The organism is Conyzicola nivalis, from assembly GCF_014639655.1.
GTDB classification, from domain to species: Bacteria; Actinomycetota; Actinomycetes; order Actinomycetales; family Microbacteriaceae; genus Conyzicola; species Conyzicola nivalis.
This window is the reverse complement of record NZ_BMGB01000002.1, coordinates 503,091-528,201: the sequence shown is the minus strand read 5'-3', so window position 1 is coordinate 528,201 and position 25,111 is coordinate 503,091. Positions and strand designations below refer to the sequence as shown.

The following is a 25,111-nucleotide window of genomic DNA, read 5'->3' as shown; positions in this document are numbered from 1 at the left end:
GACGCCTTATTCTTCTCGGGTGGCAACGACCTTCAGCTGGCTGCCGTTCCAGACGGCAGTGAGCACCTCCGACGAGACGGTGAGCCCGCGGTCCGCGAAGTCGGGTGGCAGGGCGCAGCTGCCGGTGGTCAGATCCGTCTCTGTCACTGTCGTCTCGAGGCAGAGCTGGCCGTCGACGCGCTTCGCGACCCACACCTTGGCGAGCGAGCTGGCGTGCACGAGGCGCACGCTCGAGCGATCGAACTCCGGAAGCAGCGAGCCGACGCCCTCGAGGTCCTCCTCCGACTGCGGCTCGGAGAACCAACGCTCGGCCGCCTGCACGTCGCCCTCGATCGAGGTTTCGCCAGGCGGGTCGCCGAGAAAGTAGTTGACGCCCGTCTCGCGGGTCGCGGATGTCGCGGGCTCAGCTTCGCCCGGACGCAGCGCCCACACCCCGGCTCCGGCGATTATCGCGCCGACGAGCAGCCCGACGGCCGCGGGCACCAGCCAGCGACGTGGTTCTCCGCTCGCTGAGCTGGCCGAAGCGTCGGTGACTGTCTCCGCCGGAGGCGCTTCGACAGGTTCAGCGACCGGGGGCTCAGCGACCTCGGGTTCGGCCTCGAGGCGCGCGAGCTCCGCCAGAGCGGAGGCGGCAGCTCGCTCTTCGTCGGCGTTCGTCGTGCGGCCGAATGCGACGCGACGCAGCCGGTCTAGCTCGTTGCTGCGCGCGGCATCGGATGCAGCGTCCGTTTCACTCATACCTACCGTTCGTTGCCAGCTCGCAACGAGATTGGGGTGCAGCTGGCTCGATAGTCTCGATTTCCTTGTGCCACCCTGAGGTGGCATAGCGAAATCGTAACTGCCGATCCGTCAGCGCAGGCCGTCGGGATAGCTCGGGCAGGCCAGTTCGACCGCCGCGAGTTCGGCGTCGTAGATGTCGGTCGCGCTCGGATTCCAACCCTGTCGAGGCCATTCGGTCACGAAGGATTCCTTGGTGGGAATGGCCTGAAGCTTCATCGGCCCACCTCACGAGTTTTGATCAGCTTAGCCAGTCTCGTGTGGGTTGAGTAGATCGCCCAGCGACCGTATCGAAACCAGTGGGGGTTTCGATACAGGCCGCAAGCGGCCTTACTCAACCAGCAGTGCGGTCCCTGAGCTTGTCGAAGGGCACTTCGACAAGCTCAGCGACCGAATTAGGCAGTGGGGGTGGCCTCCGCGAGCTCGGCGCCGAAGATGGCTACCAGGAGGGTATTCGTCCAGGCGATGAGGGCGGCGTCGTCGAGCGGCTCGCCGTTGACGCGCGGCATGGGGATCGCGACCGCGGCGTTCGCGGCGAAGTACTTCGATCCCGGGTACATGCGCTGCAGCCGGATCTGGATCGAGTCGGCCAGCGCGACGCCGGCGATGCGCAGGTTGCCGCCCATCGCGACGACCTCGCTGAGCCCGGCCTTCACGGCCATGCGACGCAGGCGGGACACCGCGATGAGGTTCGTCACCTGCTCGGGCGGCTCGCCGTAGCGGTCCGCGAGCTCCTCGAGCACGAGATCGATCTGCTCGGGGGTCGAGGCAGGCGCCGAGGCGGTCGAGAGCTTCTGGTACGCCTCGAGGCGAAGGCGTTCGCTCTCGACGTACTCCTCGGGGATGTGCGCGTCGACGGGCAGCTCGAGACGCAGTTCGGTCTGGCCCTCGGCGACGTCACCACGGAAGGTCGAAACGGCCTCCCCGATCATCCGCAGGTAGAGGTCGAATCCGACGCCCGCGATGTGTCCGCTCTGCTCTCCGCCGAGCAGGTTGCCCGCACCGCGGATCTCGAGGTCGCGCAGCGCGATCTGCATGCCGGCGCCGAGCTCGTTGTTGGCGGCGATCGTGGACAGACGCTCGTGGGCTGTCTCCGACAGCGGCTTCATCTCGTCGTAGAGGAAGTAGGCGTAGGCGCGTTCGCGTCCGCGACCGACACGGCCGCGCAGCTGGTGCAGTTGGCTGAGCCCGTACTTGTCGGCGCGGTCGATGATGAGCGTGTTCGCGTTGGCGATGTCGAGGCCGGTCTCGACGATAGTCGTAGAGACGAGGACGTCGAACTTGCGCTCCCAGAAGTCGACCATCACCTGTTCGAGCACGCTCTCGGGCAGCTGGCCGTGGGCGATCGCGATGCGCGCCTCGGGTACGAGCTCGGAGAGCTGGGCCGCGACGCGGTTGATGGATGACACGCGGTTGTGCACGAAGAAGACCTGGCCCTCGCGCAGCAGCTCACGGCGGATCGCGGCGGACACCTGCTTATCGCTGTACGGGCCGACGAACGAGAGGATCGGGTGGCGGTCTTCGGGCGGGGTCGCGAGGGTCGACATTTCGCGGATGCCCGTGACCGCCATCTCGAGGGTGCGGGGAATCGGGGTCGCGGTCATCGCGAGGATGTCGACGTTGGTCTTCAGCTTCTTCAGCGCGTCCTTGTGCTCGACGCCGAAACGCTGCTCCTCGTCGATGATCACCAGGCCGAGGTCTTTGAAGGCGATGCCCGAGCCGAGCAGACGGTGTGTTCCGATGACGACGTCGACCGTGCCATCCGCGAGGCCCGCCAGGGTCTCCTTCGATTCCTTCTCGGTCTGGAACCGGCTGAGGGCGCGCAGGTGCACCGGGAACCCGGCGAAGCGCTCGGCGAAGGTCTCCATGTGCTGGCGCACGAGCAGCGTGGTCGGCACGATCATGGCGACCTGCTTGCCGTCTTGCACGGCCTTGAACGCGGCGCGCACGGCGACCTCGGTCTTGCCGTAGCCGACGTCGCCCGAGAGCAGGCGGTCCATCGGGATGGGGCGCTCCATGTCGGCCTTGACCTCGTCGATGGTCGTGAGCTGGTCGACGGTCTCGGCGAACGGGAAGGCGTCTTCGAGCTCGCGCTGCCAGGGCGTGTCCTTCGGGAAGGCGTGGCCCTTCGACGCCATGCGCGCCGAGTAGAGCTTGACGAGCTCGACCGCGATGTCGCGCACGGCCTTGCGCGCCTTGTTCTTGGCGTTCGACCAGTCGCTGCCGCCCATCTTGCTGAGGCTGGGTGCCTCGCCGCCGACGTAGCGGCTGAGCAGGTCGAGCTGGTCGGTGGGTACGTAGAGCTTGTCGCCCGGCATGCCCCGCTTGCCCGGGGCGTATTCGATGACGAGGAACTCGCGGCTGCGCTTGACGGCGTTGCGTCCGCCACTGGAGACCTCGCGCTGCACGAGTTCGATGAACTTGCCGATGCCGTGGGTCTGGTGCACGACGAAGTCGCCGTTCTTCAGCTGCAGCGGGTCGACGACGTTCTTGCGGCGGCTGGCGAGCTTCTTGACCTGGCGCGCGTCGTAGCCGACGGCGCGGCCGTAGAACTCGCTCTCGTTGAGCAGGGCGAACTTGATCTCGGGCAGCTCGAACCCGTGCTCGGCCGAGGCCTTGAGCAGGTAGGCGACGCCGGGTTCCAGCACGGTCCCTGAGCCCGTCGAAGGGAACGAATCCACGAGCCGCCCCGCCAGCTCGCGCTCGGCGAGCACGTCGACGGCGCGCTCGACCAGGCCCTGGCCGCGCGCGACGATGGCTACGTTCCAGCCGTCGCGCAGCAGTTGCTCGACGTGGTCGATGGCGCCGGTCGGCTGTCCGGCGAAGCTCGGCACGGCGGTCGCGTCGATGCGCACGTAGTGGTCGTCGGCATCGAGGGTGGCGGCGACGCGGGCTTCCAAGGCGCTCCCGGTCGCTGAGCCTGTCGAAGCGCCGCCCCCTTCGACAAGCTCAGGGTCCGTGGCCGCACCGCTGTCGAACGAACTCATGGTCCACCAGGCGCGCTTGCCGGCCGAAGCCCGCAGCGCGTTCAGCGTCACGAAGTCGCCCGCGTCGAGGTCGATCGGTGCTTCGGCGCCCGCGGTGGCGGCGTTCCAGGCGGCGGCGAGGAACTCCTGGTTGGTCTCGACGAGGCTCACGGCACGCGTCGCGACCTTCTCGGGCGAGAGCACGACGACCGCGGCCTCGTCGGGCAGGTAGTGGGTGAGCGGCACCAGTCGGTCGAGCAGCGCGGGCGCGAGCGACTCCATGCCGTCGACGGGGATGCCCTCGCCGATCTTCGCGAGCATCTGGGCGAGACCCGGAAACTCGTGCTGCATCTCGCGGGCGCGCTGGCGCACAGCGGGGCTGAGCAGCAGCTCGCGGCTGGGCGGAAGTTGCGCGTGCTCCACGGTGTCGGCCAGCGAGCGCTGATCGGAGACCGAGAACGGGCGGATCTGCTCCAGCTCGTCGCCGAAGAACTCGAGGCGCAGGGGGTGCTCGTCGGTGGGGGCGAAGACGTCGAGAATGCCGCCGCGCACGGCGAACTCGCCGCGACGCGTCACCATGTCGACGCGCGAGTAGGCGAGGTCGATGAGCTCGAGCGTGATGCCGGGCAGGCTGTAGCCGCGTCCGCCGGCCTTGAGGTCGATGGTCGGCGTCTCGATGAGGTTGTCGGCGAGCGGCTGCAGGGCGGCGCGCACGCTGGCGACGACGATGATCGGGCGCGAGCGGTCCCATTCGGCGAGGCGGCGCAGCGCGGAGATGCGCTTGCCCACGGTCTCGCTGCTCGGGCTGAGCCGCTCGTGCGGCAGCGTCTCCCACGCCGGGAACTCGATGATCTCGGCGTTCGGCAGCACCGACGACAGCGACTCGCGCAGCGCTTCGCTCTCGCGCCCGGTCGACACGATCGCGAGCAGCGCCTGCGCTTCTGGCCGCTTGGCCAGCAGGCCGGCGATGAGCGGGGCACGGAGCCCGTCGACGAGCGAGAATTCTGCGTTGCGGGTGGCGTACGAGAGTGCTTCCTCGAACGTGTGGGCGCGCGAAAGCGCCGTAATCAAACCTTCGAGTATCACCGGTTAAGTGTAGGCGGTGCCGCCGACACCCGCCGGGGTCGCGTCAGATGCGCTAGGCCGAGCCCTGCGTCGCGCCCGAGGCCCGCGACGGGCTCGCCAACACGGCGCGGGCGTGGGCCGCATCCGTCACCGCGCTCCTGATGCCCTCGCGGTAGGAGGGGTAGGCGGGCGCCCAGCCGAGTTCGGCACGCGCACGCGCGTTCGAGACCCTGATGGATGTCGCGGTCAGCAGTTCTGCGCGGTACGGGGCGGTGCGGCGCATCCACCACGACGGCACGACCGTCGGGTCTGGCGACTCGAAGGCCCGCGCTCGAGCCTCGTGCACCTCGCGCCACGTCGCGGGGGTGTCGTCGACGACGTTGTACACCGAGCCGGCGGGTGCCTCCAGCGCGGCGACGGTGGCGGCCGCAGCATCCTCGACGTGCACGAACGGCAGCACGCCGGCGGCGTCGGAGACGACGGTCGGGATGGGTCCACGGCCGCGGTAGAACAGCCCGTAGCGCAGGGCGACTCCGCCGAACGCGCGCGTCTGCTGCTCGTTGCTGAGCAGTGCGCGGTGCACCTCGTCGATCGGTCCGCCGGGGCGTCCGCCGAAGGCAGAGTCTTCGTCGACGGGCTTCTCGCCGAAGTTCTCGAATCCGTAGCCGTAGAACGCGGAGGCGGAGACGAAGCGCGTGGCGCCGGTCGCGCGGGCCGCCGCGATGAGGGCGCTCGTGCCCTCCATGCGCAGGCGGTTGGTCTGGTGCATGTGGGAGTAGCGGCGGGGTTCGCGGGTCAGCGCTGTGGCCTGATGGATGACGGCGTCGAACTCGAGTCCGTCGACGGCGGCGAGCAGCGACTCACGGTCGATGATGTCTGCCTCGAGCTCGGTCGAGCCGAACAACGTGACCCCCGTGGGGCGGCGGGCGACACCGGTGACCACGTGGCCGGAACGCACCAGGAGAGGCACAAGGAGACGCCCTATTTCTCCGGTCGAACCGGCAAGTAGAACGCGCATGCCTTAAGAGTAGGCGAGCCTCGGAGGGAAAAAATCCCCCTTGAGGATGAGCGATTTCAGTCGGCGGGGCTGGCCGTATGGAAACGCAGCTGGGCGGCCGTGAGGCTCTCGCCGGCGACCTGCTCGACGGCGTCCGCGGCATCCGAAATCAAATTAGGCAGGACCTTCTTCTCGTCGCTCGAAAAGTCTTTCAGAACGAAGTCCGCGGCCGGCTGCCGGCCGGGAGGGCGTCCGATGCCGATGCGCACGCGCACGAATTCGGGACTGCCGATGGCGGCGGCGATATCGCGCACGCCGTTGTGGCCGCCGTGACCGCCGCCGATCTTGAGCTTGATCGAGTCGAAGGGGATGTCGAGCTCGTCGTGCAGCACGATGAGGTTCGACGGCTCGAGCTTGTAGAAACGCATGAGCGCCGCGACCGGGCCGCCGGACACGTTCATGTACGTGTTCGGTTTGGCGAGGATGACACGGGGCCCCTGGCCGCTCAGTCTGCCCTCGGCGACCGTGGCATTGGTCTTCTGGCTCTTGAACGGCGCACCGATACGGCGCGCCAGTTCGTCGAGGGCCATCTGGCCCACGTTGTGGCGATTCCCGGCGTAGCCGGGCCCGGGGTTACCGAGCCCGACTACAAGCCAGGGGTTCTCGTCCAGCTTCAGCTACTCAGGGCTGAAACTACTCGGCGGCCGGAGCGTCTTCGCCCTCGGCGGGAGCCTCTTCGGCGTCCTCGCCAAGGTCCTGCTCCTGAGCGATCGAGATCGAGACGATGAGGGTGTCCTCGTCGGTGATGAGCGACGCGCCCTCGGGAAGGACGAGGTCCTTCGCGAAGATCTGGGTGCCGTCTTCGGCGCCCTCGATCGACACGGAGACCGACTCGGGGATCGCGGTCGCGAGGGCCTCGAGCGAGATGGTGTTCGAGTCCTGGTTGACGGTCGTTCCGGGAGCAGCTTCGCCGTCGAGGTGCACGGGAACGTCGATGATGACCTTCTCGCCCTTGCGCACGACGATGAGGTCGATGTGCTCGATGATCTGGCGAACCGGGTCCTTCTGAACGTCCTTGACCAGCGCGAGCTGGACCTTGCCCTGGATGTCGAGCTCGAGGATCTGGTTCGACTTGCGCAGGATGAGGCTGACCTCGTGGCCCGGCAGGGTGACGTGCTGCGGCTCGGTGCCGTGTCCGTAGATGACGGCGGGGATCTTGCCGACGGCGCGGATCTTGCGAGCCGCACCCTTGCCGAAGCTCTCGCGGATCTCGGTGACGAGGTGGTTGCTGATTTCGGCCTGAGCCATGATTTATCTCCTTGTGACGGGACCTGCGGCCCACGTGAATTTTCAACTCGAACGCATATGTCAGCGTGAGGAAGACGTGAGGCCAGATGGCCGATGCCCGCTCCACCGCGTCGATCACGGATGCAATGCATCCCTCGCCGAAGTACAGCCGCCAAGCTTACACGGCGCGGCGGGCTTTCGCGATGTCGCCCTCACGCGCCCGGCTATCCTTCAACCATGTCCTTCAGTCTCCACACTCGCGCGGTCGACGACATCGGTCGTCGCATCGTCGACGGGAGGCTCGCCGCCGGCACGACCGTGCTCGCCGACCAGCTCGCGATCGAACTCGGGGTCGGCCGTTCGGTCATCCGCGAGGCGGTGCGCGTGCTGCAGTCGCTCGGGCTCGTGACGAGCGTGAAGCGCGTCGGCATCCGCGTGCTGCCCGACACGGCGTGGAACGTCTTCGACCCGCAGGTCGTGGCGTGGCGCGTCACCGGGCCTGGCCAGGGCGCCCAGTTGCGCTCGCTCACCGAGCTGCGCACCGCGGTCGAACCGATGGCGGCAGAGCTCGCCGCCCAGCACGCCGCCGACGAGCAGTCGGCCGAGCTGCTCGGCACCGCCGCCCGCATGCGCACCGTCGGTCGGGCCGGCGACCTCGATGCCTTTCTCGAGCTCGACATCCACTTCCACTCGCTCGTGCTGCGCGCGAGCGGCAACGAGATGTTCACAGCGATGGACGGCATGATCGCCGCCATCCTGCGCGGACGTACGACGCTCGGCCTCATGCCGTCCCGCCCCCACGAGGAGGCGCTGCAGTGGCACGTCGACGTGGCCGACGCCGTGCAGGGCGGACGTCAAGACGACGCGCGCACCGCGATGGACCGCATCATGCGGCGCACCGTGTCCGAGGTCGAACACGTCTGGAAAGACGTGCCACGCCCCGGACACTAGCGGTCAGAACCGCAGCAGTACTTTTCCGCTGACCGACGCGTCGAGCGCCACCGAGAACGCTTCGAGGGCTTCGGATGCTGCGAACTCGTGCGTCACGATGGGATCGACGGTGAGCGTCCCGTCGGCCAGGGCCGCGAGCACGTCGTCGATCTCGTCGGCGAAACGGAACGACCCGACGAGCTCGAGTTCGCGAGTGATGGCGAGGCTGATCAGCGCGGGCTGCTCGCCGGACGGCAACAGGCCGACCATCACGACGCGACCCCCGCGGGCGACACCCCGCACGGCCGAGGCGAGGCCGCGGTAGTTGCCCGAGGATTCGATAGCGATGTCCGCCTGCACGGCGGCGATCGCGTCGACCTCGGTGGCGAGTATGGTGTCGGTCGCCCCGAGCTCGCGGGCGATACGCAACGGGGTCTCGTGCAGGTCGACGGCGGTGATGCTGCTCGCTCCGGCGCGCTTGAGCACGGCGATCACGAGCGCCCCGATCGGGCCGGTGCCGACGACGAGCACCGACTTACCGGCGACGTCGCCGGCCCGGGAGACGGCGTGCCAGGCCACGCTCGCCGGTTCGGCGAGCGCCGCCCCCCGCAACGACAGGCCGGCCGGCAGGGTGCGCAGCATGCGGGTAGGCAGCGCCACGAACGTGGCGAAGGCGCCCTCGGTGTGCGGGTGGTGCGCCGCACTGCCGAGATAGGTGGAGCCGGGGGCGAGGTTCGGCCGGGACTCCGGGTACCGCACGCCCTCGACGGGCTTCGGCGTGGCCGGGTGGACGGCCACCGGCGTCCCGACGGCGGGGCCCGAGCCGTCGGCCGCCGCAGCTTGCACCGTACCGACCACCTCGTGCCCGAGGATCATCGGTTCGCGCAGGATCGACTCCCCCGCGGCGCCGTGCGTCCAGTAGTGCAGGTCGGAACCGCAGATGCCCCCGTACGCGATACGGATCACCGCTTCATCCGGAGCCGGCGTCGGCGCGGCCAGCTCGTCGACGCGCAGGTCGTCCTTGCCGTGCGCGACCACCGCGAGATTCGTTTCGTTCATCACACCACCACCGTCATTCCGCCATCGATGAAGATGACCTGTCCGTTCACGAAGTTGGAGCCGTCCGACGCGAGCCAGACGGCCGGGCCCACGATGTCGGCCGTCGTGCCCCAGCGATGAGCGGGGGTGCGGCCGACGATCCACGAGTTGAACGACTCGTCGTCGACGAGGTTCTGCGTCATCTCGGTGTGGATGTAGCCCGGCGCGATCGCGTTGACCTGGATGTCGTGCTCGGCCCACTCCGCGGTCATCGCCCGCGTGAGGTTGCGCACGCCGCCCTTCGAGGCCGTGTAGGGCGCGATCGTCGGTCGGGCCAGGTCGGTCTGTACCGAGGCGACGTTGACGATCTTGCCGCCGCCGCGCTCGATCATGCCGCGCGCGACCTCCCGCCCGACGAGGAACGCGCTCGTGAGGTTGGTGCGCAGCACCCGGTCCCAGTCCTCGACCGCGAGGTCGAGAAGCGGGACCCGGTGCTGCACGCCGGCGTTGTTGACGAGGATGCGGATGGGCCCGACCTCGGACTCGACCGAGCGGATGCCACGGGCCACCGCCTCGGCGTCGGTGATGTCGAACGCGATCGACTTGACCGCACCGAACTCGGCCTCGAACTCGGCGGTCGTCTCGGCGAGGCGGCGCTCGTCCCGGCCGTGCAGCACGACAGTCGCGCCCGCCTCGGCGAGTCCGCGCGCGATGGCCTTGCCGATGCCCCGGCTGGAACCGGTGACGAGCGCGATACGCCCGGTGAGATTGAAGAGAGTCGAGCCCATGGCGTTAGCCGACCGCGCCAGCGATGAGGAAGATCGCGAGGGCGAACACGAAGCCGCAGACACCGACGAGCGCCTGGCCGACGGTCCACGTCTTGAGCGTCGTCTGGGTGTCCATGCCGAAGAAGCGGCTGACGAGCCAGAAGCCGGAGTCGTTGACGTGGCCCGCGAACACCGAACCGGCAGCGAGGGCGAGCACGATGGCGGCGAGCTCGACCGGGTTGAGGCTGGCGTCGCCCTGGACGACGGGCTGCACGAGGGCGGCCGCCGTGGTGAGCGCGACGGTAGCCGAGCCCTGGGCGACGCGCACGATGGCGGCGATGACGAAGCCGGCGACGATGAGCGGCAGGCCGATGGCGTCGAGGGAGTCGGCGATTGCGTTGCCGATGCCGCTGGCGCGAAGAACGCCACCGAACATTCCGCCGGCACCCGTGATGAGGATGATCGCGCACACCGGACCGAGCGCGCTGTCGACGATGCTCTCGACGAGCGTCGCCTTCTTGTTGCGCCTCCAGCCGAGCAGCCACATCGCGAAGAACACGGTGATGAGTAGTGCGATCGGGGTCTCGCCGAGCAGACGCAGGATCTGCACGAAGCCGTTGTCGAGCGAGACGACCTCGGCCGTGGCTAGGGCGTTGAGGCCGGTGTTCATAAAGATGAGGACGAGCGGCAGCAGCAGGAGGAAGACGATCGTTCCGAGCTTCGGCGACGACTTGAACTCCTCCGCAACACCGTCGTCTTTGGACCCGAAGAGGATGTTCGGGATGGCGATGTCGTACTTGCGGCCGACCCAGCCACCGAACTTGTAGCCGACGATGTACCAGGTGGGGATCGCGACGAGCAGACCGAAGACCAGCACGAGGCCGACGTCCGCGCCGAGCAGGCCGGTGGCGGCGACGGGGCCGGGGTGCGGGGGAACGAAAATGTGCATGACCGAGAACGCGGTGGCAGCCGGGAACGCGTAGAGCAGCAGCGATCCGCCGAGCCGTCGGGCAACGGCGAAGATGATCGGCAGCATGACCACGAGGCCGGCGTCGAAGAAGATCGGGAAGCCCATCATGAGGGAGGCGATCGAGAGAGCCAGGGGCGCCCGCTTCTCACCGAACTTGCGGATGAGTGCGTCGGTGAGCACCTGCGCGCCACCGCTGGTCTCCAGCATCCTGCCGAGCATCGCGCCGAGACCGACGAGGAGCGCCACCGTGGCGAGCGTGGAGCCGAAGCCCAACGTCAACGTCGGGACTATCTGGTTGGCCGGCACGCCCGTGGCGATCGCGGTCACGAGGCTGACCACGATGAGGGCGAGGAACGCGTGGATGCGAGCCCCGATGATAAGGAAGAGCAGGAGTGCGATCGCGCCGAGCGCGATCAGCAGCAATCCCCACGTGGGCAACTGCCACACGAGTTCAATGTCGGTCATCTTCGTCCTAACTGTGGATGGGGCTGAACTCAGGCGACAGCGAAGTCGGCGAGCTTTTCTTTCACGAACCGGACCATCTCGTCCGGAGTCTGGGCGAGGTCGACGACGATTGCTCGCTCGTCTGCCTCGAGGGGCTCGAGCGTCGCGAACTGCGAGTCGAGCAGGCTGTTGGGCATGTACTCGTGATTGCGGTGCGACTGACGCTCGGCGATGATCCCGCGTTGGCCGGAGAGATGCACGAACACGGTGCTGGGTGCGTACGAGACGAGCTGCGTGCGGTAGCGGCGCTTGAGCGCGGAGCAGGCGACGACGACCGCGTTCCCCTCGGCCAGTTCGGCGCCGATGCGCTCGGCGATGATCTCGAGCCAGGGCGCCCGGTCTTCGTCGTTGAGCGGATGACCGGCGGCCATCTTCTCCTTGTTGGCGCGGGGGTGCAGGTCGTCACCGTCGATGAAGTCGAGGCCGAGGGCGTTGGCCAGGGCGAGACCGATCGTCGACTTTCCCGAACCGGAGACCCCCATCACGATCATGGGTGGATAGCTCGCGGGCATGAGTGCTCCTTTGCTGGGTGTCGACGCGTCATTACGTCTGACAACAAGCTGCGCACTTCCGCATAAGTCAGACTTATTAGGAGATCGTATGCACGGATTGCCCGTCGCGCAACTCTTTCGTCGCATCGAGCTTCGTCACACTCCGGCGCCGCGCGCAAGCGTTGCTTTAGTCTGAGAGGGCGTGCCGCGGCTCGTCATCCGTCGCGGCAGGACCACTTTTCCGCGTGATTGCAAGGAGAAATACCCCCATGGCAGAAGCCACTCAGGCCCAGGCGAACATCGGCGTAGTGGGCATGGCGGTGATGGGCTCGAACCTCGCCCGCAACCTCGCCTCCCGCGAAGGCAACACCGTCGCGATCTTCAACCGCTCGTACGAGAAAACGCAGACCGTGCTCGACGAGCACCCCGAGGCCGAGTTCCTCCCGGCTTCGTCGTACGAGGAGTTCGCGGCGTCGCTGTCGAAGCCGCGCACCGCGATCATCATGGTGCAGGCAGGCCGCGGAACCGACGCCGTGATCGACGCGCTGACCGAGGTGTTCGAGCCCGGCGACATCATCGTCGACGGCGGCAACGCGCTGTTCACCGACACCATCCGCCGCGAGAAGGCCGTGCGCGAGACCGGCATCAACTTCGTCGGCGCGGGCATCTCCGGCGGCGAAGAGGGCGCCCTGCTCGGCCCGTCGATCATGCCCGGCGGTTCCGCCGAGGCGTGGGAGACCCTCGGCCCCATCCTCAAGTCGATCGCCGCGGTCGTCGACGGCGAGCCCTGCGTGACCCACGTCGGCACCGACGGCGCCGGACACTTCGTCAAGATGATCCACAACGGCATCGAGTACGCCGACATGCAGCTCATCGGCGAGGCCTACGACCTCATCCGCCGCGGCACCGGCAAGACGCCCGCCGAGATCTCGGAGATCTTCACCGAGTGGAACAAGGGCGAGCTCGAAAGCTACCTCATCGAGATCACCGCCGAGGTGCTGCGCCAGGTCGACGCGAAGACGGGCAAGCCCCTCGTCGACGTCATCCTCGACCAGGCCGGCAGCAAGGGCACCGGCGTCTGGACCGTTCAGACCGCCCTCGACCTCGGCATCCCCGTCTCCGGCATCGCCGAGGCCGTGTTCGCCCGCTCCGTGTCGTCGAAGCCCGCGCAGCGCGCGGCCGCCGCGGCGCTGCCCGGACCGACGGCTAACCCGGTCGAGGACGTCGACGGCTTCATCGAGGGCGTACGCCAGGCGCTTTACGCCTCGAAGGTCATCGCCTACTCGCAGGGCTTCGACGCGATCGTCGCCGGCGCCGAGCAGTACGGCTGGGACATCAAGAAGGGCGAGATCGCGAAGATCTGGCGCGGCGGTTGCATTATTCGCGCCCGCTTCCTCAACCGCATCACCGAGGCCTACGCCGAGAACCCCGGCCTCGTCTCGCTCGTGACAGCGCCGTTCTTCACCGACGTCGTCGCCACGACGCAGGAGGCCTGGCGCAACGTCGTCGCCGACGCCGCCCACGCCGGAATCCCGGCTCCGGTGTTCGCGTCGTCGCTCGCGTACTACGACAGCCTGCGCGCCGACCGCCTGCCCGCCGCCCTCACGCAGGGCCAGCGCGACTTCTTCGGCGCACACACCTACAAGCGCGTCGACATGGACGGCACGTTCCACACCCTGTGGAGCGGCGACCGCACCGAGATCGAGTCGGTCGACAGCCACTAGCGCGGCATGGTCGCTGAGCTTGTCGAAGCGCCCTTCGACAGGCTCAGGGACCGCCAGCACTACCAGCGCGGCTCGTCAGAACCCAATTCTGTCGGGCCGCGTTCGTAGTTGAAGGCGATGTCGCCGACCGTGAGCGGCGACGCGAGCAGGTCGGCCGGGCCCCACGGGGTTGTGATGCGCGTCGTCGGTCCCTGAGCCTGTCGAAGGGCCTGTGAGTGGTCGCCCTTCGACGGGCTCAGGGACCGCGGCAGCTCCAGCGCCGTGCGCGCCAGCGACAGGCGGGCCGAACTCGACACGCTCTCGCGGCGCATCCGCCCGATCGCGACGAGCGCGGCCGCGGCCGCCAGATACCCGGTCGCGTGGTCGAGCGCCTGCACCGGCAGCGGCGTCGGCCGGTCGGCCTCGGCCCAGTGCATACCAGCCTCCGCGATGCCGCTCGACATCTGCACGAGGCTGTCGAACCCGCGGCGCGCGCTCCACGGTCCGCGCCAACCGTAGGCGTCGAGCGAGACCTCGATGAGCCCCGGTCGCAGGTCGCGGCGGCGCTCCGGCGAGACCAGGTCGTCGAGCGCACCCGGCCGATAACCGTGCACCAACACGTCGCTGTGCGCGACGAGCCGCTCGAGCGCGTCGCGTCCCACCGTCGTCGTCGCGTCGATGCGCGCGGCCCGTTTACCCAACGTCATCTCGGGCATAATCGCCGGTTCGTCCCAGTCGGGCGGGTCGACGCGCAGCACGTCCGCGCCGAGCGAAGCGAGAAACCGGGTGGCGACCGGGCCCGCGATGACGCGAGTGAGGTCGAGCACGCGCAGGCCGGCCAGCGGACGCTCCCCCGTCGGCCGCCAGTTCTCGCGCGCGGCCGCGAAGCCGCCGGACGTCCAGCCGACGAGGGGCTCGCTCGCTACCGCGATGCCCTGCGGATGACGCGCCCACTCCTCAGGGCTGCGTATCACCGCCGCGCATCCGCCCGCCGAGACCACGGCCCGCTCGAGCTCGTCGCCGGCCCACGCCGCCACGGCCGCCTCCACCGCGGAACGCTCGGCGGGGGTGCCGAGCACCGCGAGGGCCGCCGCCCTGTGTCGGGGCGCGTTCGTGTGCAGCCGGATCCACCCGTCGGCGCTCGCGTAATCCCCGGCCAGGGCATCCCAGGGCGAGGGCAGCTGCCACGCGACGGGCATGAGCGCGGCACCGAACCAGGCGGCGGCGAGGCCGCGGTCGACGGTCACGGGAGCCGGGTCATCCGACAGCCTGCTCGCGGCGATGCCCGCGGTCGCTACGGCCGCCGCGGCGAACTCCGAGACGGCGAAGGCCGACTCGAGACCGCCGCTCCCGGTGAACGCGTACGGCACGGTCTGCAGGCCGAGGGCCGCGGCGAACGTCTCGACGAGGTCGTCTTCGGTCATCTGCTCACTGTAGGCATCGGGCGGCGCACGGCACAGGACCCTGCGAGAATAACCTGATGAGCGACGAGCACCCCGAGCTGAACGGCTACGAACCCGGCGACGGCAAGCCGCTGCGGTCGAAGCGCACCCTCACGATGATGCGCGTCGTCGTTGTGCTCGCGCTCGTGGGGCTGATTCTGCCGGGCATCGTCACCACGTGGAGCGTCGCCGCGTCGTCGGCGCAGTCGGCGTGCGCGGTGTGGGTGGAGTATTCGGTCGCCGGAGACAGCGGCGCGGATGCCCGTTTCGAGGTATTCGGACCGGGCGGCATGGGCTGGGAGTGCTACAGCGACGGGGAGTTCGGCGGCGACCGGCACATCGTGTCGCTCGGGCTGATCCCGGGGCCGCCGACGCTGCCGCTGGTGCCGACGCAGTCGAGCTAAACGCTCAACCTCCGAGGCACCCGAGCCGGTTTCGGCGCGATGAGCCCGCCGCGGACGCGTCATCCGCCCGAAAACGGCTCATCTGCGACCGGCGGGTTCCCTACGCGGCGCCGTCGAACATCGAGGTGACCGACCCGTCGTCGAAGACCTCGTAGATGGCGCGTGCGAGCAGCGGTGCGATCGGCAGCACGGTGAGCGACGGGAAGCGCTTCTCGGGAGGCAACGGCAGCGTGTCGGTGACGACGACCTCGTCGATGAACTCGCTCTGCAGCAGTTCGACGGCCGGGTCGGAGAACACGGCGTGCGTCGCGGCGACGATGACGCCGAGGGCGCCCGCCTCCTTGAGCGCCTGCGCGGCCTTGGCGATGGTGCGGCCCGTGTCGATCAGGTCGTCGACGATCAGGCAGACGCGGCCCTCGACCTCGCCGACGATCTCGTGCACGGAGACCTGGTTCGGCACCAGCGGGTCGCGGCGCTTGTGGATGATGGCGAGCGGGGCGCCGAGCTTGTCGCTCCAGATGTCGGCGACGCGCACGCGGCCCATGTCGGGCGAGACGACGGTGAGCGTGGTGTTGTCGAGCTTCTTGAAGTGCTCGAGGAGGACCGGCATTGCGAAGAGGTGATCGACGGGGCCGTCGAAGAAGCCCTGGATCTGCGCGGCGTGCAGGTCGACGCTCATGATGCGGTCGGCGCCGGCGGCCTTGTAGAGGTCGGCCATCAGGCGGGCGCTGATCGGCTCGCGGCCGCGGCCCTTCTTGTCTTGGCGGCCGTACGGGTAGAACGGCACGACGACGGTGATGCGCTTGACCGAGGCACGCTTGAGCGCGTCGACCATGATGAGCGACTCCATCACGTGCTCGTTGAGCGGCGCGGGCATCGACTGCAGCACGAAGACGTCGGCTCCGCGCACGCTCTCGTCGTAGCGGGCGTAGATTTCGCCGTTGGCGAAGGTGCGGGCGTCGGTGTGCACGACGCTGGTCTCGAGTGCTGCGGCGACGTCGAGGGCGAGCTGCGGGTGCGCGCGACCCGAAACGATCACCAGTTTCTTCTGTCCGGTTTGTTTGATCTCGGACACGGTTCCCGCTCTCTGTTCGACTCGCCTGAAATTCTTGAAAGAGTGGGGGTTACTCGTCGCTGTCGTTCGCCGCCGCGGCCGCAGTGGCCGCCGCAGTTCCCGCCCGGTTCTTCTCGACCCAGCCTTCGATGTTGCGTTGCGGAGCCACGTTCACACCGAGTGCCCCGGCGGGGATGTCCTTGCGGACAACGGTGCCGGCGCCGGTATAGGCTCCGTCGCCAATTGTAACCGGGGCGACGAAGACGTTGTGCGAGCCCGAGCGCACGTGCGAGCCGACGACGGTCTTGTTCTTGTTCACGCCGTCGTAGTTCGCCGTGATGGTTCCGGCCCCCACGTTCGACTCGACGCCCACCGTGGTGTCGCCGATGTAGCTGAGGTGCGGCACCTTGCTGCCGTCGCCGATCGTGGAGTTCTTCGTCTCGACGAAGGTGCCGATCTTGCCCTTAACACCGAGCACGGTGTTCGGGCGCAGGTATGCGAACGGGCCGACGGTCGCGCCGGCGCCGACCACCGCGAGGGTGGCGTCGGTGCGCACGATGGTGGCGTTCTCGCCGACCTCGCAGTCGACGAGGGTGGTGTCGGGGCCGATCTTGGCACCGGTGGCGATGCTGGTCGCGCCCTTGAGCTGCGTGCCGGGGAGGATCTCCACGTCGGGCGCGATCGACACGTCGCTGTCGATCCAGGTCGTCGCCGGGTCCTGGATGGTGACGCCGGCGCGCTGGTGGCGCTGCACGATGAGCTGGTTGAGACGCAGTCCGGCCTCGCCGAGCTGCACGCGGTCGTTGACCCCGGCGACGCGCCACGGCTCGGTGACGGCGACCGCGCTGATCGTGGCACCGGCCGTGCGCAGCAGGCCGACCACGTCGGTGATGTACTTCTCGTTCTGGGCGTTGTCGGTGCCGACGAGGGCCAGCTGCGTACGCAGTGCCTGCACCCCGAAGACATAGGTGCCGGAGTTGATCTCGGTGATCGCCAGCTCGTGCGCCGCGGCATCCTTCTGCTCGACAATGCGGTCGAGCGCTCCCGACGCGTCGCGCACGACCCGGCCGTAGCCGGTCGCGTCGTCGAGGATGGCCGAGAGCAGGGTTGCGGATGCCGCGTCGGCACGGTGGGCTGCGAGCAGTCCGGCGAGGGTGTCGGCGTCGAGCAGCGGCACGTCTCCGCTCACGATCACGACGTCGCCGTCGAACCCGGCGGGCAGGGCGTCGAGCGCGACCTCGACCGCGCGGCCGGTGCCGGGGATGTCGTCCTGGTCGACGATGATCACGTCGGGGCTGAGCCCGGTGATCATGGTCGAGACGGCCTCCCGCTCGTGGCGCACGACTGCGAGCACGTGGGCCGGGTCGAGCTGGTGCACGGTGCCGAGCACGTGGCCGATGAGCGGCTGGCCGGCGATCTCGTGCAAAATCTTGGGCCGCTGCGACTTCATGCGGGTTCCCTGACCGGCGGCGAGAACGATTACGGCGAGCTGGGCGTCAGTCATGGTGATCATTCTGCCGCATCGCGGGCGCCTCGGTGATTGCGCCCACGCGCGCGCAATCCGGGGACGAAGGCGCACCGGCGCCCACCCGCGCACGTCCCGGGAGGCCGCGGAGGCGAGAGGCCCGGCGGTGTTTGCGCGCTTACGGGTCACGTGCGCAGCGGCGCGCTGCCGCAGACGTCCCAGGATCCCGCAGACGGCGGGGGGCGAGGGGAAGGGCGGGGTGGGCGGGCCCGGAACGTTGGTCTCGGCGGTCAGTGCTTCGCTGGTGCGGAGTTACTCAGACGCCGGAGCATTCAAAAGAGCCAAATCGTTGGCTCTTTTGACTGCTCCGCCTCCAGGATTCGAACCTAGACCGAACAGCTCCAAAGGCTGTCGTGCTGCCATTACACTAAGGCGGATCGCGCGAGGCAGGGCCTGCGCGCTCGTCAATTCTGCCAGATCGCGGAGCCGCCCGAGACGGCCGCTTCGCGCGGACCCCAGATAATAGGTCAATGCCCACTAACGACGAGGTCGACCGCATCGTCGGCGCGTGGCAGCGCGAGCGGCCCGATCTCGACTTCACGCCCCTCCAGGTGCTCAGCCGTGTCGGAAGGCTGGCCCGCCACCTCGACCGAGCCCGGCGAACGGCTTTCGCGGCATCCGACCTCGACTCGTGGGAGTTCGACGTGCTCTCCGCGCTGCGTCGCGCAGGCGCGCCCTACCAACTGAGCCCGAAGTCGCTGCTGCAGCAGACCCTCGTGTCGAGCGGCACCATGACCAACCGCATCGACCGGCTCGTGCAGCGCGGGCTCGTCGAGCGCCGCACCGACCCGAACGACGGGCGCGGCATCCTCGTGATGATGACGCAGGACGGCTGCGAACGAGTGGATGTCGCGATCGCCCAACTGGTGACCGCCGAGGCCGAACTGCTCGAGGCCATCTCCCCTCTCGATCAGGAACGGCTCGCCGGGCTGCTGCGCAAGCTCAGCCTCGACTTCGACTGAGCGTGCTCGCGGGTTGTTCCCGAACCGTGACCATCCGCCTTCCCGCAGCCCCGACTGCGCTGGTACGTTATTGCCAATTCCTCGAGAATGGATCACGATGTCTCCGTCCGCACGTCTCCCTCGCCGGCTCGCTGTCGCCACCATCGCCGTCGCTTCCCTCCTATTTGCCGTGATCGGAGCGGGCCCGGCGTCCGCTATCGATCTCCCGTTCGCGGTAACCGCTCCCGCTGAGGGCTCGACCGCGGCGTCGCGCACCCCGGTCTTCAGCGGTAACGGATTCGAGGGGGCCACCGTGACGGTGACACCGACAGCCGGGCAGGCGGATGCTGTTACCACCACTGTTCTGCCCGATGGCACGTGGACGACCGGCGGCGTGGCCTACGGCGTCACCGCGACAGCCACCCAACAGGCTGTCGTCACCCACACCACCTTCGGCGGGGTCACGGATTCGATCACCGTCTCCTTCGCGCTTCCGCCGGTCGCTACGGCGGGGTCCATCGTCATCACCAGCCCGGCGAACGGCACGACCCTCGACTCTTCATTGCTCACCGTGACCGGCACCGCGCCGGTCGGATCGGTCATCTCCTACTTCTTTCCCCTCGGCAGTGGTGACGGGCCTCCCTCGACGCTGACGGTCGGCTCGACGGGCACGTTCGCGCTCGAATTCGTGGTGCCCTATGAAAACGGCAATCCCTACGATTTCGTCTTCGAAGGCGTCACGGCGGGAGGACTTCCCCTGGCTCCGGCGACACTTACCTTCTCGCCCGCCCGGTTCCTCGCCGCTCCGACGATCATCACTCCCGCCCCGGGTGCCTCGCTGGTCGGATCGTCGGTCACCTTCACCGGAACGGGAGTCCCCGGTCGCAGCGTGATTGTCAGCGCCTACGTGCCGGGACTCCCCCTCGGCGAGTTCGAGCGGTATTCACGCGTCTCACCCGAGGCGGTCATCGACGCTCAGGGCCGGTGGACGACGTCGATCGCTTTGTTGCCGGCCACCTACACGGTGTTCGCTTCGCTCGTCGAGGTCGAAGGCGACGGCGGTTTCGTCATCTCGGACCCCTCGCCCGAGTTCAGGTTCACGCTCGCCGCGGGCACCGCGCCGACGGGCACCGCGCCGGCGGAACTCGCCAACACAGGTTTCGACGCGGGCATCGTCCTTCCGGCGGGAGTCGTGCTTCTCCTCGGCGGCTGTGCCCTCGTGCTGACACGCAGACGGCTCGCCGCGGAGTAGCCCGAGCCGCGGCGGGGGCGACTACCCGAAGCGGCCGTTGACGTAGTCGAACGTGCGCTCGTCGACCGGCTCGGAGAACATCGCCTCGGTGTCGCCGTGCTCGACGATCGCGCCGGGGGTGCCCTGCGAGGCGAGGAAGAACGCGCACTGCGTCGACACCCGCTGCGCCTGCTGCATGTTGTGGGTGACGATCACGATCGTGACATCCTGCGCCAGCTCCAGCATCGTCTCCTCGATCACGCGCGTCGACGTCGGGTCGAGGGCGGAGCAGGGCTCGTCCATCAGCAGCACCTGCGGCGTCACCGCGAGCGAACGCGCGATGCAGAGGCGCTGCTGCTGGCCTCCGGAGAGTCCGCCGCCGGGGGCGCGCAGGCGGTCCTTGACCTCTTTCCACAGCCCCGCCTTGGTGAGGCAGCTCTCGACGAGGTAGTCGCGGCGGTCGCGGTCGGCGCGGGTTCCGGTGAGCTTGAGCCCGGCGAGAACGTTGTCGTAGATCGACATGGCCGGGAACGGGTTCGGCTTCTGGAACACCATGCCGATGCTCTTGCGCGCGTCGACGAGCTTGCGCTCCACGTCGTAGATGTCGACGCCGTCGATGAGCACCTCGCCGGCGAGGCTGGCGGACGGCACGAGTTCGTGCATGCGGTTCAGGATGCGGAGGAAGGTCGACTTGCCGCAACCCGATGGCCCGATGAGCGAGGTGATGACGCCGGCCGGCATCTCGAGCGAGACACGGTCGAGCACCTGGTGGTCGCCGAACCACGCCGAGATGTTGCGAGCCTCGAGGGTCGCGAGCGTCGGGCGCTCGAGCACCATCGTCGAGGTCGCCGGCTCAGTCGACCTGGCCGTCTTCGGCGCTTTGGGCAGACGCAGGCGGTCGGTGACGGCGAGCGCTTTGCCGCGGGGTCGCGTGAGCGGCAACACCTGGGTGAGGTCGTCGTTGGGCTTGGGGTCGGTCATCGTCACTCGATTCGGGGCGGTCTTAGAGCAGGTTGGGGAGGAGGAGGGTGATCTGGTTGCTGACGTAGATCACGGCGAGAACACCCACGGGGACGAACACGACCCAGGTCTTCTGCGCGCCGATGCGGCGGAACGCCCAGACCGCGGCGAGCTGGGCCACGACCAGGAACTGCAGGGCGAAGACGAGCGCCCACACCGTGGAGGTGTCGGTCGCCATCGCCTGGTCTTGCGGTGGGAGCGCTGCGAAGGTCGTTTGACGCTGGCCGCTCGCCTGCACCTCGCTGCGCAACTGGGCGTCGACGTAGGCGATGCCCGTCGGGATGAACGATGCGCCGCGAGCGGTCTGCAGGATGAGCCGGCTCTCCCCCGCCTTCGGCGACGCCGGTGTGGGGTCTCCCGCGTAGCGCACTCCGACGACCTCGAAGACCTGCTTGCCCTGGCCGGTTCGCACGGTGAACGAGTCGCCGGGTGCGAGTTCCTGGATCCGCCCGAACGGGCCGCCGTAGGCCGCCGCGCGGCCCATGATCACGCTCACGCCCTGCTGGCCGGGGAGGACTGTGTCCCGACGATGGCCAGGGCCGGCCTTGAGGGTGTCGCCGGACGTTCCTTCGACGACCACGTCGTGCACGTCGAGCTGGGGAATGTCGATGACGGCGACAGGCGCTCCGTCGGCGAGCAGCACGTCCTCGAAGTTGCCCTCGCTCACGGGCGCCGTGCCCTCCGAGAGCTGCTGCCGGAATTCGTTGTAGAGCATCTGCTGCGAGACGAGGTTCTGCACCTGACTCAGCACCATCGCGTTCGCGACGAACGCGAAGAGGAGCGCGGCGACGATCATCAGCGATCCGCGCAGCAGCATCGCCCGAGGGGAGAGCGGCGCGTACTCCCGGGGCGGGCGCGGGGCGCGACGCGGAGGCCGGGGCGCACGCGGCGGCTTCGTGGCGCGCGGCCGACGAGGAGGACCGGTCGGCGCGGGTTGCTCCTCGACGGCCTTCTCGAGCTCCAGGGTCATGCGGGCACGCCGCGGAAGCCGAAGCGGAACGTCGGGCGCCGCAGGAACTGCGCCACGGAGACGCCCGCGAATCCGAGCACTCCGATCCCGCCCAGCGCAGCGACAGCCCAGGGCGGGATCACGACGAACTGGTCGCGCGTGAGCGAATCGAGCTCCACGCCGTCGACCACCTTCGGCGGCATGAGCGTGGCGTGCACCTGCACGAAGGTCGACTGACCGATTCCGTCGAGTCTCGCCTCGACGGTGCGGGTTTCGCCCGGCTTCAGGTCGGTGATCGAGACATTGTGGACTTCGCCGAGCCGGTTGCCGATCGGACCGTCAGCCCAGAACCGCACCGTCGAGGTGAAGGTGCTCTTCGACACGTTGCGTACGGTGAGGCTCGTCTCGCTGGCGCCGTCGAGGGGGTTGAGCGACCAGTCGTACACCGAGGTCAGCCCGCTCACGAACAGGATGCCGCCGAGGTCTACCTCGCCTTCGGCCGGTACGGGCTTGTCGGCGACGGGGGCCACGACGTCGGCCGCGGGTTTCGTCGGCGTGGTCGGCCGCGTCGTCGTCGTCGCGGGCGTCGTCGTGGCCGCGGGCGCGGGCGCTACCGGCCCGGGCGTGACCTCGATCGTGATTCCGATCCCGTTGTCGTCATCGTCGGTGACGGAGGCGAGGGCCGCGGACGACCCGAAGGCCATCGTCGCAACCAATCCTGCGGTACCGAAAAGCAGCAGTGTGGCGCCTCGGCGGGCGGTGTGTCGCGTCATCGTGCGTCTCCGTCTGTCAGTGTTGCGGATGCCACGAGCTCACCCTTGTCGGCGGCCTCGGCTTCGCGTCGCGCCTCCGCTTGCATGTGCGCGACCCACTCTTCGGCCCGCTTGCCGTCGATGCGACGACGGATGCGCAGGAAGAGGTATACGGCGCCGCCGACGACGAGCAGGATGACGAGCCACCACGGGATCGCAATGGCGACCGTGTCCCGGTCGACCACGGCAAGGGGGCCGGGGCTCGTCACGTTCTCCGCCAGGGTGGGAACCAACGACACGTACGAGTTGAGGTAGCCCAACTGGGCAACGCCCGGCACGCTCATGGTGACGACCCGCGTCGACCGCGGCAGCATCTCGGCAAGCTCCTCGCGAACGATGGGCGCCGCGCTGATTCCGAAGTAGGTCTTCACCCCGACGATCATGTTTCCGCCGAGCGCGATGTTGCCCGAGTTGCGCACCGTGAAGGTGACGGTGGTCGTTCCGTCGAGCGGGTTGATCGTGGACTCGTACGACGACGAGATGCTGCCCACCGTGAGGGCCGCCTGCAGCTCGCCCGGGACGCGCACGTAGAGTCGCGTGGCCACGCGACGGTCGACGAGGATCTGTCCCTGTGGCGAGGTGACCGAAGTGACGATGCCCGCCGCATGGTCGCCTGGCGAGGCATCCGCGGGAACCGCCAGCGTAAAGGTGACGAGCTTCGACTCGCCGGGCGCCAGCGGCACGTCGACGAACTTGGCACCGTTCTCGAAGGTGACCCAGGCGCCGGCATCGATCGCTTCGGCGTCGGTCTCGAGCAGGCCGTACGCCCCGTCCTCCGTGTTGAAGGCGTCGGTTGCGAACACCCGCATCGTCTGCGAGGTCGTTCCCGTGTTGCTGACGCTGTAGTTGTCGGTCAGTTGCTGGCCGGGAGCGGCTTCGTAGCTGAACCGGCTGCGGCCGTCGGGGCCCGTCTCGCTCGCGGGCGTACCGGAAATCCCGTCGGTGCCGTCGGCGGACGCGGCGACCGCCGGGGCACCGAGGTTCAGCCCTGCGGCCAGGATGAGGGCCGCTGTGATGAAGACGGAACCGCGGGCAAGACGGCGCGCCAAGAAGGGGATGCTGTGCACAGTACATTCACGCATCGTCAGTTGGCCTGCAAGCCTCCCGCTGCTGAACCAGATGTGAACGGGAGACCCTCTTTCGTGCCCGATTCCCGGCACAAAAAAGGAGGGGCCGCGGTAAGCGGCCCCTCCCCTCTTGTGGTGCTACTTCGAGGTGAGCGTCAGCGTCATCTTCGAGGTGTAGACGCCGGCCGCAGCCGTCGACGGAGCGACGAACTTGAGGTCGGCGTTCAGCACGGTGTCTCCGACGGTGGCGCCGTCGCTAGCCTCAGCGAACGGGCGTCCGGCCGTCGTCGCGGCACCGGCGGGCGCAGCCACCACGCCCGCGATCGGCGTGCCGACCACCTTGGGCGTCACGAGGAGCTGCGACGCCGGGATGGTGCTGCCCGCGGCGACGAAGTCGGCGACGGTGCTCGTGAGCGTCCAGCCCTTGTGGGTCTGGAAGCGCTCGTCCTTGACGGTGATGTCGCCGAGCGTTCCGGTCGAGGTCGACTGGTTGTTGACCAGGGTCGGGTTACCGATCGTGGCGGTGGTGCCGGCCGGAACGACGAGGCTGAGCGCACCCTCGGCAGCGGCCACGGTGGTCGCCGACAGGGTGATGTCGGCGGTGCCGGCAGCCGGCGCCGTGGGAACGGTCTCGGCGGGGTCTTCGAACGTGTAGTCGCCACCGGGCGCGATGTCGATGTAGTGGTACACGACGCCGGCGTCGGCGATCGTCAGACCGTTGTTCTTGACGAACGCGAATCCGATGCTGTACTTGCCTCCGTTGGCACGGATGGTAGCGAAGTTACCCTTCGACATACCGGACGGCGACAGGTTGGGCTGAAGCACGTTCTTCGTGCCGGGGTCGAATCCACCGTTGGACGTTGCGACCCAAGCGGTGACGACCGACTCCTGGCCGCGCGGTGCGATGAACGTCGTGACGTCGGTAGCGTCTGCCGATCCGATGAATCGCGCGTCGATGTCGGTCTTGTTCGTGGTTCCGAAGGACGACTGGTCCCACGCGACGACGGTTCCCGGGGTGATCAGTGTCTCGGTATCGGTGTTCCACGCGTAGATGGCGACGGATGATCCGTTGGACTCGACCGCGTACGCGGAGGAGATGGCGGAGCCCGAGATGAGAGCGGTTGCCACGCCGACGGCGAGGGCGATCTTGGTCTTGTTGAAACTCATGGTC

At 68.5% G+C, this 25,111-nt stretch carries 23 protein-coding genes and 1 tRNA gene; 5 read left to right on the top strand and 19 right to left on the bottom strand.

All coding sequences use genetic code 11. From position 1 onward, the window contains the following. Positions 1–6: 6 nt before the first annotated feature. The 6 genes from IEV96_RS16005 to IEV96_RS15985 all read right to left on the bottom strand — a co-directional run bounded on the left by IEV96_RS16005 (position 7) and on the right by IEV96_RS15985 (position 7,113). On the bottom strand, positions 7–738 hold the full coding sequence (locus IEV96_RS16005; RefSeq protein ID WP_188511724.1) for a hypothetical protein: 732 nt from the start codon (positions 736–738) through the stop codon (positions 7–9). A gap of 111 nt (positions 739–849) precedes the next feature. Next, the gene (locus IEV96_RS16740) at positions 850–996 is read right to left on the bottom strand and encodes a hypothetical protein (RefSeq protein WP_229733465.1); all 147 of its coding nucleotides are present in this window, start codon (positions 994–996) and stop codon (positions 850–852) included. 176 nt (positions 997–1,172) lie between these two features. After that, positions 1,173–4,829 (bottom strand): transcription-repair coupling factor, encoded by a 3,657-nt coding sequence (gene mfd / locus IEV96_RS16000; RefSeq protein WP_188511723.1) that lies wholly within the window; start codon positions 4,827–4,829, stop codon positions 1,173–1,175. 52 nt (positions 4,830–4,881) lie between these two features. Further along, a complete protein-coding gene (locus tag IEV96_RS15995; protein ID WP_188511722.1) occupies positions 4,882–5,826 on the bottom strand; it encodes an NAD-dependent epimerase/dehydratase family protein in 945 nt (314 codons plus the stop codon). A 56-nt stretch (positions 5,827–5,882) separates the two neighbouring features. Then, the gene (gene pth / locus IEV96_RS15990) at positions 5,883–6,476 is read right to left on the bottom strand and encodes an aminoacyl-tRNA hydrolase (RefSeq protein WP_188511863.1); all 594 of its coding nucleotides are present in this window, start codon (positions 6,474–6,476) and stop codon (positions 5,883–5,885) included. Positions 6,477–6,498: 22 nt separating this feature from the next. Beyond that, positions 6,499–7,113: a 50S ribosomal protein L25/general stress protein Ctc gene (locus IEV96_RS15985; RefSeq protein WP_188511721.1), complete on the bottom strand. Its 615-nt coding sequence runs from the start codon at positions 7,111–7,113 to the stop codon at positions 6,499–6,501. 216 nt (positions 7,114–7,329) lie between these two features. On the opposite strand from IEV96_RS15985, the gene IEV96_RS15980 reads away from it, so the two are divergent. Next, a complete protein-coding gene (locus IEV96_RS15980) occupies positions 7,330–8,043 on the top strand; it encodes a FadR/GntR family transcriptional regulator (RefSeq protein ID WP_188511720.1) in 714 nt (237 codons plus the stop codon). A 3-nt stretch (positions 8,044–8,046) separates the two neighbouring features. On the opposite strand, the gene IEV96_RS15975 is transcribed toward IEV96_RS15980, so the two are convergent. From IEV96_RS15975 to IEV96_RS15960, 4 genes are read right to left on the bottom strand one after another with little or no spacing between them, the layout of a single operon-like run. Beyond that, on the bottom strand, positions 8,047–9,081 hold the full coding sequence (locus IEV96_RS15975; RefSeq protein WP_188511719.1) for an L-idonate 5-dehydrogenase: 1,035 nt from the start codon (positions 9,079–9,081) through the stop codon (positions 8,047–8,049). Beyond that, the gene (locus IEV96_RS15970; protein WP_188511718.1) at positions 9,081–9,848 is read right to left on the bottom strand and encodes an SDR family oxidoreductase; all 768 of its coding nucleotides are present in this window, start codon (positions 9,846–9,848) and stop codon (positions 9,081–9,083) included. Before IEV96_RS15970 ends, IEV96_RS15975 begins: the two co-directional genes overlap by 1 nt. A 4-nt stretch (positions 9,849–9,852) precedes the next feature. After that, positions 9,853–11,262 (bottom strand): GntP family permease, encoded by a 1,410-nt coding sequence (locus IEV96_RS15965; protein WP_188511717.1) that lies wholly within the window; start codon positions 11,260–11,262, stop codon positions 9,853–9,855. Positions 11,263–11,291: 29 nt separating this feature from the next. Further along, positions 11,292–11,813 (bottom strand): gluconokinase, encoded by a 522-nt coding sequence (locus tag IEV96_RS15960; RefSeq protein WP_229733464.1) that lies wholly within the window; start codon positions 11,811–11,813, stop codon positions 11,292–11,294. Positions 11,814–12,061: 248 nt separating this feature from the next. On the opposite strand from IEV96_RS15960, the gene gnd reads away from it, so the two are divergent. Next, complete coding sequence (gene gnd, locus IEV96_RS15955; RefSeq protein WP_188511716.1) at positions 12,062–13,516, top strand: NADP-dependent phosphogluconate dehydrogenase; 1,455 nt, start codon at positions 12,062–12,064, stop codon at positions 13,514–13,516. Between the two features lie 59 nt (positions 13,517–13,575). Here the strand turns inward: gnd and IEV96_RS15950 are convergent, their stop codons facing one another. After that, entirely contained in the window at positions 13,576–14,919 is a 1,344-nt protein-coding gene (locus tag IEV96_RS15950) for a CoA transferase (RefSeq protein WP_188511715.1), read from the bottom strand. Between the two features lie 56 nt (positions 14,920–14,975). Between IEV96_RS15950 and IEV96_RS15945 the strand changes: the two genes are divergently transcribed. Beyond that, positions 14,976–15,341, top strand: a complete 366-nt coding sequence (locus tag IEV96_RS15945; protein ID WP_229733463.1) for a hypothetical protein — start codon at positions 14,976–14,978, stop codon at positions 15,339–15,341. Between the two features lie 100 nt (positions 15,342–15,441). Here the strand turns inward: IEV96_RS15945 and IEV96_RS15940 are convergent, their stop codons facing one another. The 3 genes from IEV96_RS15940 to IEV96_RS15930 all read right to left on the bottom strand — a co-directional run bounded on the left by IEV96_RS15940 (position 15,442) and on the right by IEV96_RS15930 (position 18,297). Continuing rightward, complete coding sequence (locus IEV96_RS15940) at positions 15,442–16,416, bottom strand: ribose-phosphate diphosphokinase (protein ID WP_188511714.1); 975 nt, start codon at positions 16,414–16,416, stop codon at positions 15,442–15,444. A 49-nt stretch (positions 16,417–16,465) separates the two neighbouring features. Next, positions 16,466–17,899, bottom strand: coding sequence for a bifunctional UDP-N-acetylglucosamine diphosphorylase/glucosamine-1-phosphate N-acetyltransferase GlmU (gene glmU, locus IEV96_RS15935; protein ID WP_188511713.1), 1,434 nt, complete (start codon positions 17,897–17,899; stop codon positions 16,466–16,468). A 326-nt stretch (positions 17,900–18,225) separates the two neighbouring features. Further along, positions 18,226–18,297, bottom strand: a tRNA-Gln gene (locus IEV96_RS15930). A 93-nt stretch (positions 18,298–18,390) separates the two neighbouring features. Between IEV96_RS15930 and IEV96_RS15925 the strand changes: the two genes are divergently transcribed. Together IEV96_RS15925 and IEV96_RS15920 are read left to right on the top strand one after the other, a co-directional pair. Continuing rightward, positions 18,391–18,882, top strand: coding sequence for a MarR family winged helix-turn-helix transcriptional regulator (locus IEV96_RS15925; RefSeq protein WP_188511712.1), 492 nt, complete (start codon positions 18,391–18,393; stop codon positions 18,880–18,882). Positions 18,883–18,979: 97 nt separating this feature from the next. Continuing rightward, a complete protein-coding gene (locus tag IEV96_RS15920; protein WP_188511711.1) occupies positions 18,980–20,113 on the top strand; it encodes a hypothetical protein in 1,134 nt (377 codons plus the stop codon). Positions 20,114–20,134: 21 nt separating this feature from the next. Here the strand turns inward: IEV96_RS15920 and IEV96_RS15915 are convergent, their stop codons facing one another. The 5 genes from IEV96_RS15915 to IEV96_RS15895 all read right to left on the bottom strand — a co-directional run bounded on the left by IEV96_RS15915 (position 20,135) and on the right by IEV96_RS15895 (position 25,107). Beyond that, positions 20,135–20,929, bottom strand: coding sequence for a phosphate ABC transporter ATP-binding protein (locus tag IEV96_RS15915; protein ID WP_188511860.1), 795 nt, complete (start codon positions 20,927–20,929; stop codon positions 20,135–20,137). A 166-nt stretch (positions 20,930–21,095) separates the two neighbouring features. Then, positions 21,096–22,082 (bottom strand): sortase, encoded by a 987-nt coding sequence (locus IEV96_RS15910; RefSeq protein ID WP_188511710.1) that lies wholly within the window; start codon positions 22,080–22,082, stop codon positions 21,096–21,098. After that, positions 22,079–22,834, bottom strand: coding sequence for a hypothetical protein (locus tag IEV96_RS15905; protein WP_188511709.1), 756 nt, complete (start codon positions 22,832–22,834; stop codon positions 22,079–22,081). Before IEV96_RS15905 ends, IEV96_RS15910 begins: the two co-directional genes overlap by 4 nt. After that, positions 22,831–23,955, bottom strand: coding sequence for a COG1361 family protein (locus IEV96_RS15900; RefSeq protein ID WP_188511708.1), 1,125 nt, complete (start codon positions 23,953–23,955; stop codon positions 22,831–22,833). The genes IEV96_RS15905 and IEV96_RS15900 overlap by 4 nt, the downstream gene beginning before the upstream one ends. Positions 23,956–24,078: 123 nt before the next feature. After that, a complete protein-coding gene (locus tag IEV96_RS15895) occupies positions 24,079–25,107 on the bottom strand; it encodes a hypothetical protein (RefSeq protein ID WP_188511707.1) in 1,029 nt (342 codons plus the stop codon). Positions 25,108–25,111: the final 4 nt, after the last annotated feature.

Coding starts and splice junctions, on each gene's coding strand:
- IEV96_RS15915 (WP_188511860.1), bottom strand. CDS start 20,929: ATGGTGCTCGAGCGCCCGACGCTCGCGACCCTCGAGGCTCGCAACATC.
- IEV96_RS15950 (WP_188511715.1), bottom strand. CDS start 14,919: ATGACCGAAGACGACCTCGTCGAGACGTTCGCCGCGGCCCTCGGCCTG.
- glmU (WP_188511713.1), bottom strand. CDS start 17,899: ATGACTGACGCCCAGCTCGCCGTAATCGTTCTCGCCGCCGGTCAGGGA.
- IEV96_RS15910 (WP_188511710.1), bottom strand. CDS start 22,082: ATGACCCTGGAGCTCGAGAAGGCCGTCGAGGAGCAACCCGCGCCGACC.
- IEV96_RS16740 (WP_229733465.1), bottom strand. CDS start 996: ATGAAGCTTCAGGCCATTCCCACCAAGGAATCCTTCGTGACCGAATGG.
- IEV96_RS15975 (WP_188511719.1), bottom strand. CDS start 9,081: ATGAACGAAACGAATCTCGCGGTGGTCGCGCACGGCAAGGACGACCTG.
- IEV96_RS15960 (WP_229733464.1), bottom strand. CDS start 11,813: ATGCCCGCGAGCTATCCACCCATGATCGTGATGGGGGTCTCCGGTTCG.
- IEV96_RS15995 (WP_188511722.1), bottom strand. CDS start 5,826: ATGCGCGTTCTACTTGCCGGTTCGACCGGAGAAATAGGGCGTCTCCTT.
- IEV96_RS15970 (WP_188511718.1), bottom strand. CDS start 9,848: ATGGGCTCGACTCTCTTCAATCTCACCGGGCGTATCGCGCTCGTCACC.
- IEV96_RS15945 (WP_229733463.1), top strand. CDS start 14,976: ATGAGCGACGAGCACCCCGAGCTGAACGGCTACGAACCCGGCGACGGC.
- IEV96_RS15905 (WP_188511709.1), bottom strand. CDS start 22,834: ATGACGCGACACACCGCCCGCCGAGGCGCCACACTGCTGCTTTTCGGT.
- IEV96_RS15965 (WP_188511717.1), bottom strand. CDS start 11,262: ATGACCGACATTGAACTCGTGTGGCAGTTGCCCACGTGGGGATTGCTG.
- IEV96_RS16005 (WP_188511724.1), bottom strand. CDS start 738: ATGAGTGAAACGGACGCTGCATCCGATGCCGCGCGCAGCAACGAGCTA.
- IEV96_RS15900 (WP_188511708.1), bottom strand. CDS start 23,955: ATGCGTGAATGTACTGTGCACAGCATCCCCTTCTTGGCGCGCCGTCTT.
- IEV96_RS15920 (WP_188511711.1), top strand. CDS start 18,980: ATGTCTCCGTCCGCACGTCTCCCTCGCCGGCTCGCTGTCGCCACCATC.
- gnd (WP_188511716.1), top strand. CDS start 12,062: ATGGCAGAAGCCACTCAGGCCCAGGCGAACATCGGCGTAGTGGGCATG.
- IEV96_RS15895 (WP_188511707.1), bottom strand. CDS start 25,107: ATGAGTTTCAACAAGACCAAGATCGCCCTCGCCGTCGGCGTGGCAACC.
- IEV96_RS15925 (WP_188511712.1), top strand. CDS start 18,391: ATGCCCACTAACGACGAGGTCGACCGCATCGTCGGCGCGTGGCAGCGC.
- IEV96_RS15985 (WP_188511721.1), bottom strand. CDS start 7,113: ATGGCTCAGGCCGAAATCAGCAACCACCTCGTCACCGAGATCCGCGAG.
- IEV96_RS15980 (WP_188511720.1), top strand. CDS start 7,330: ATGTCCTTCAGTCTCCACACTCGCGCGGTCGACGACATCGGTCGTCGC.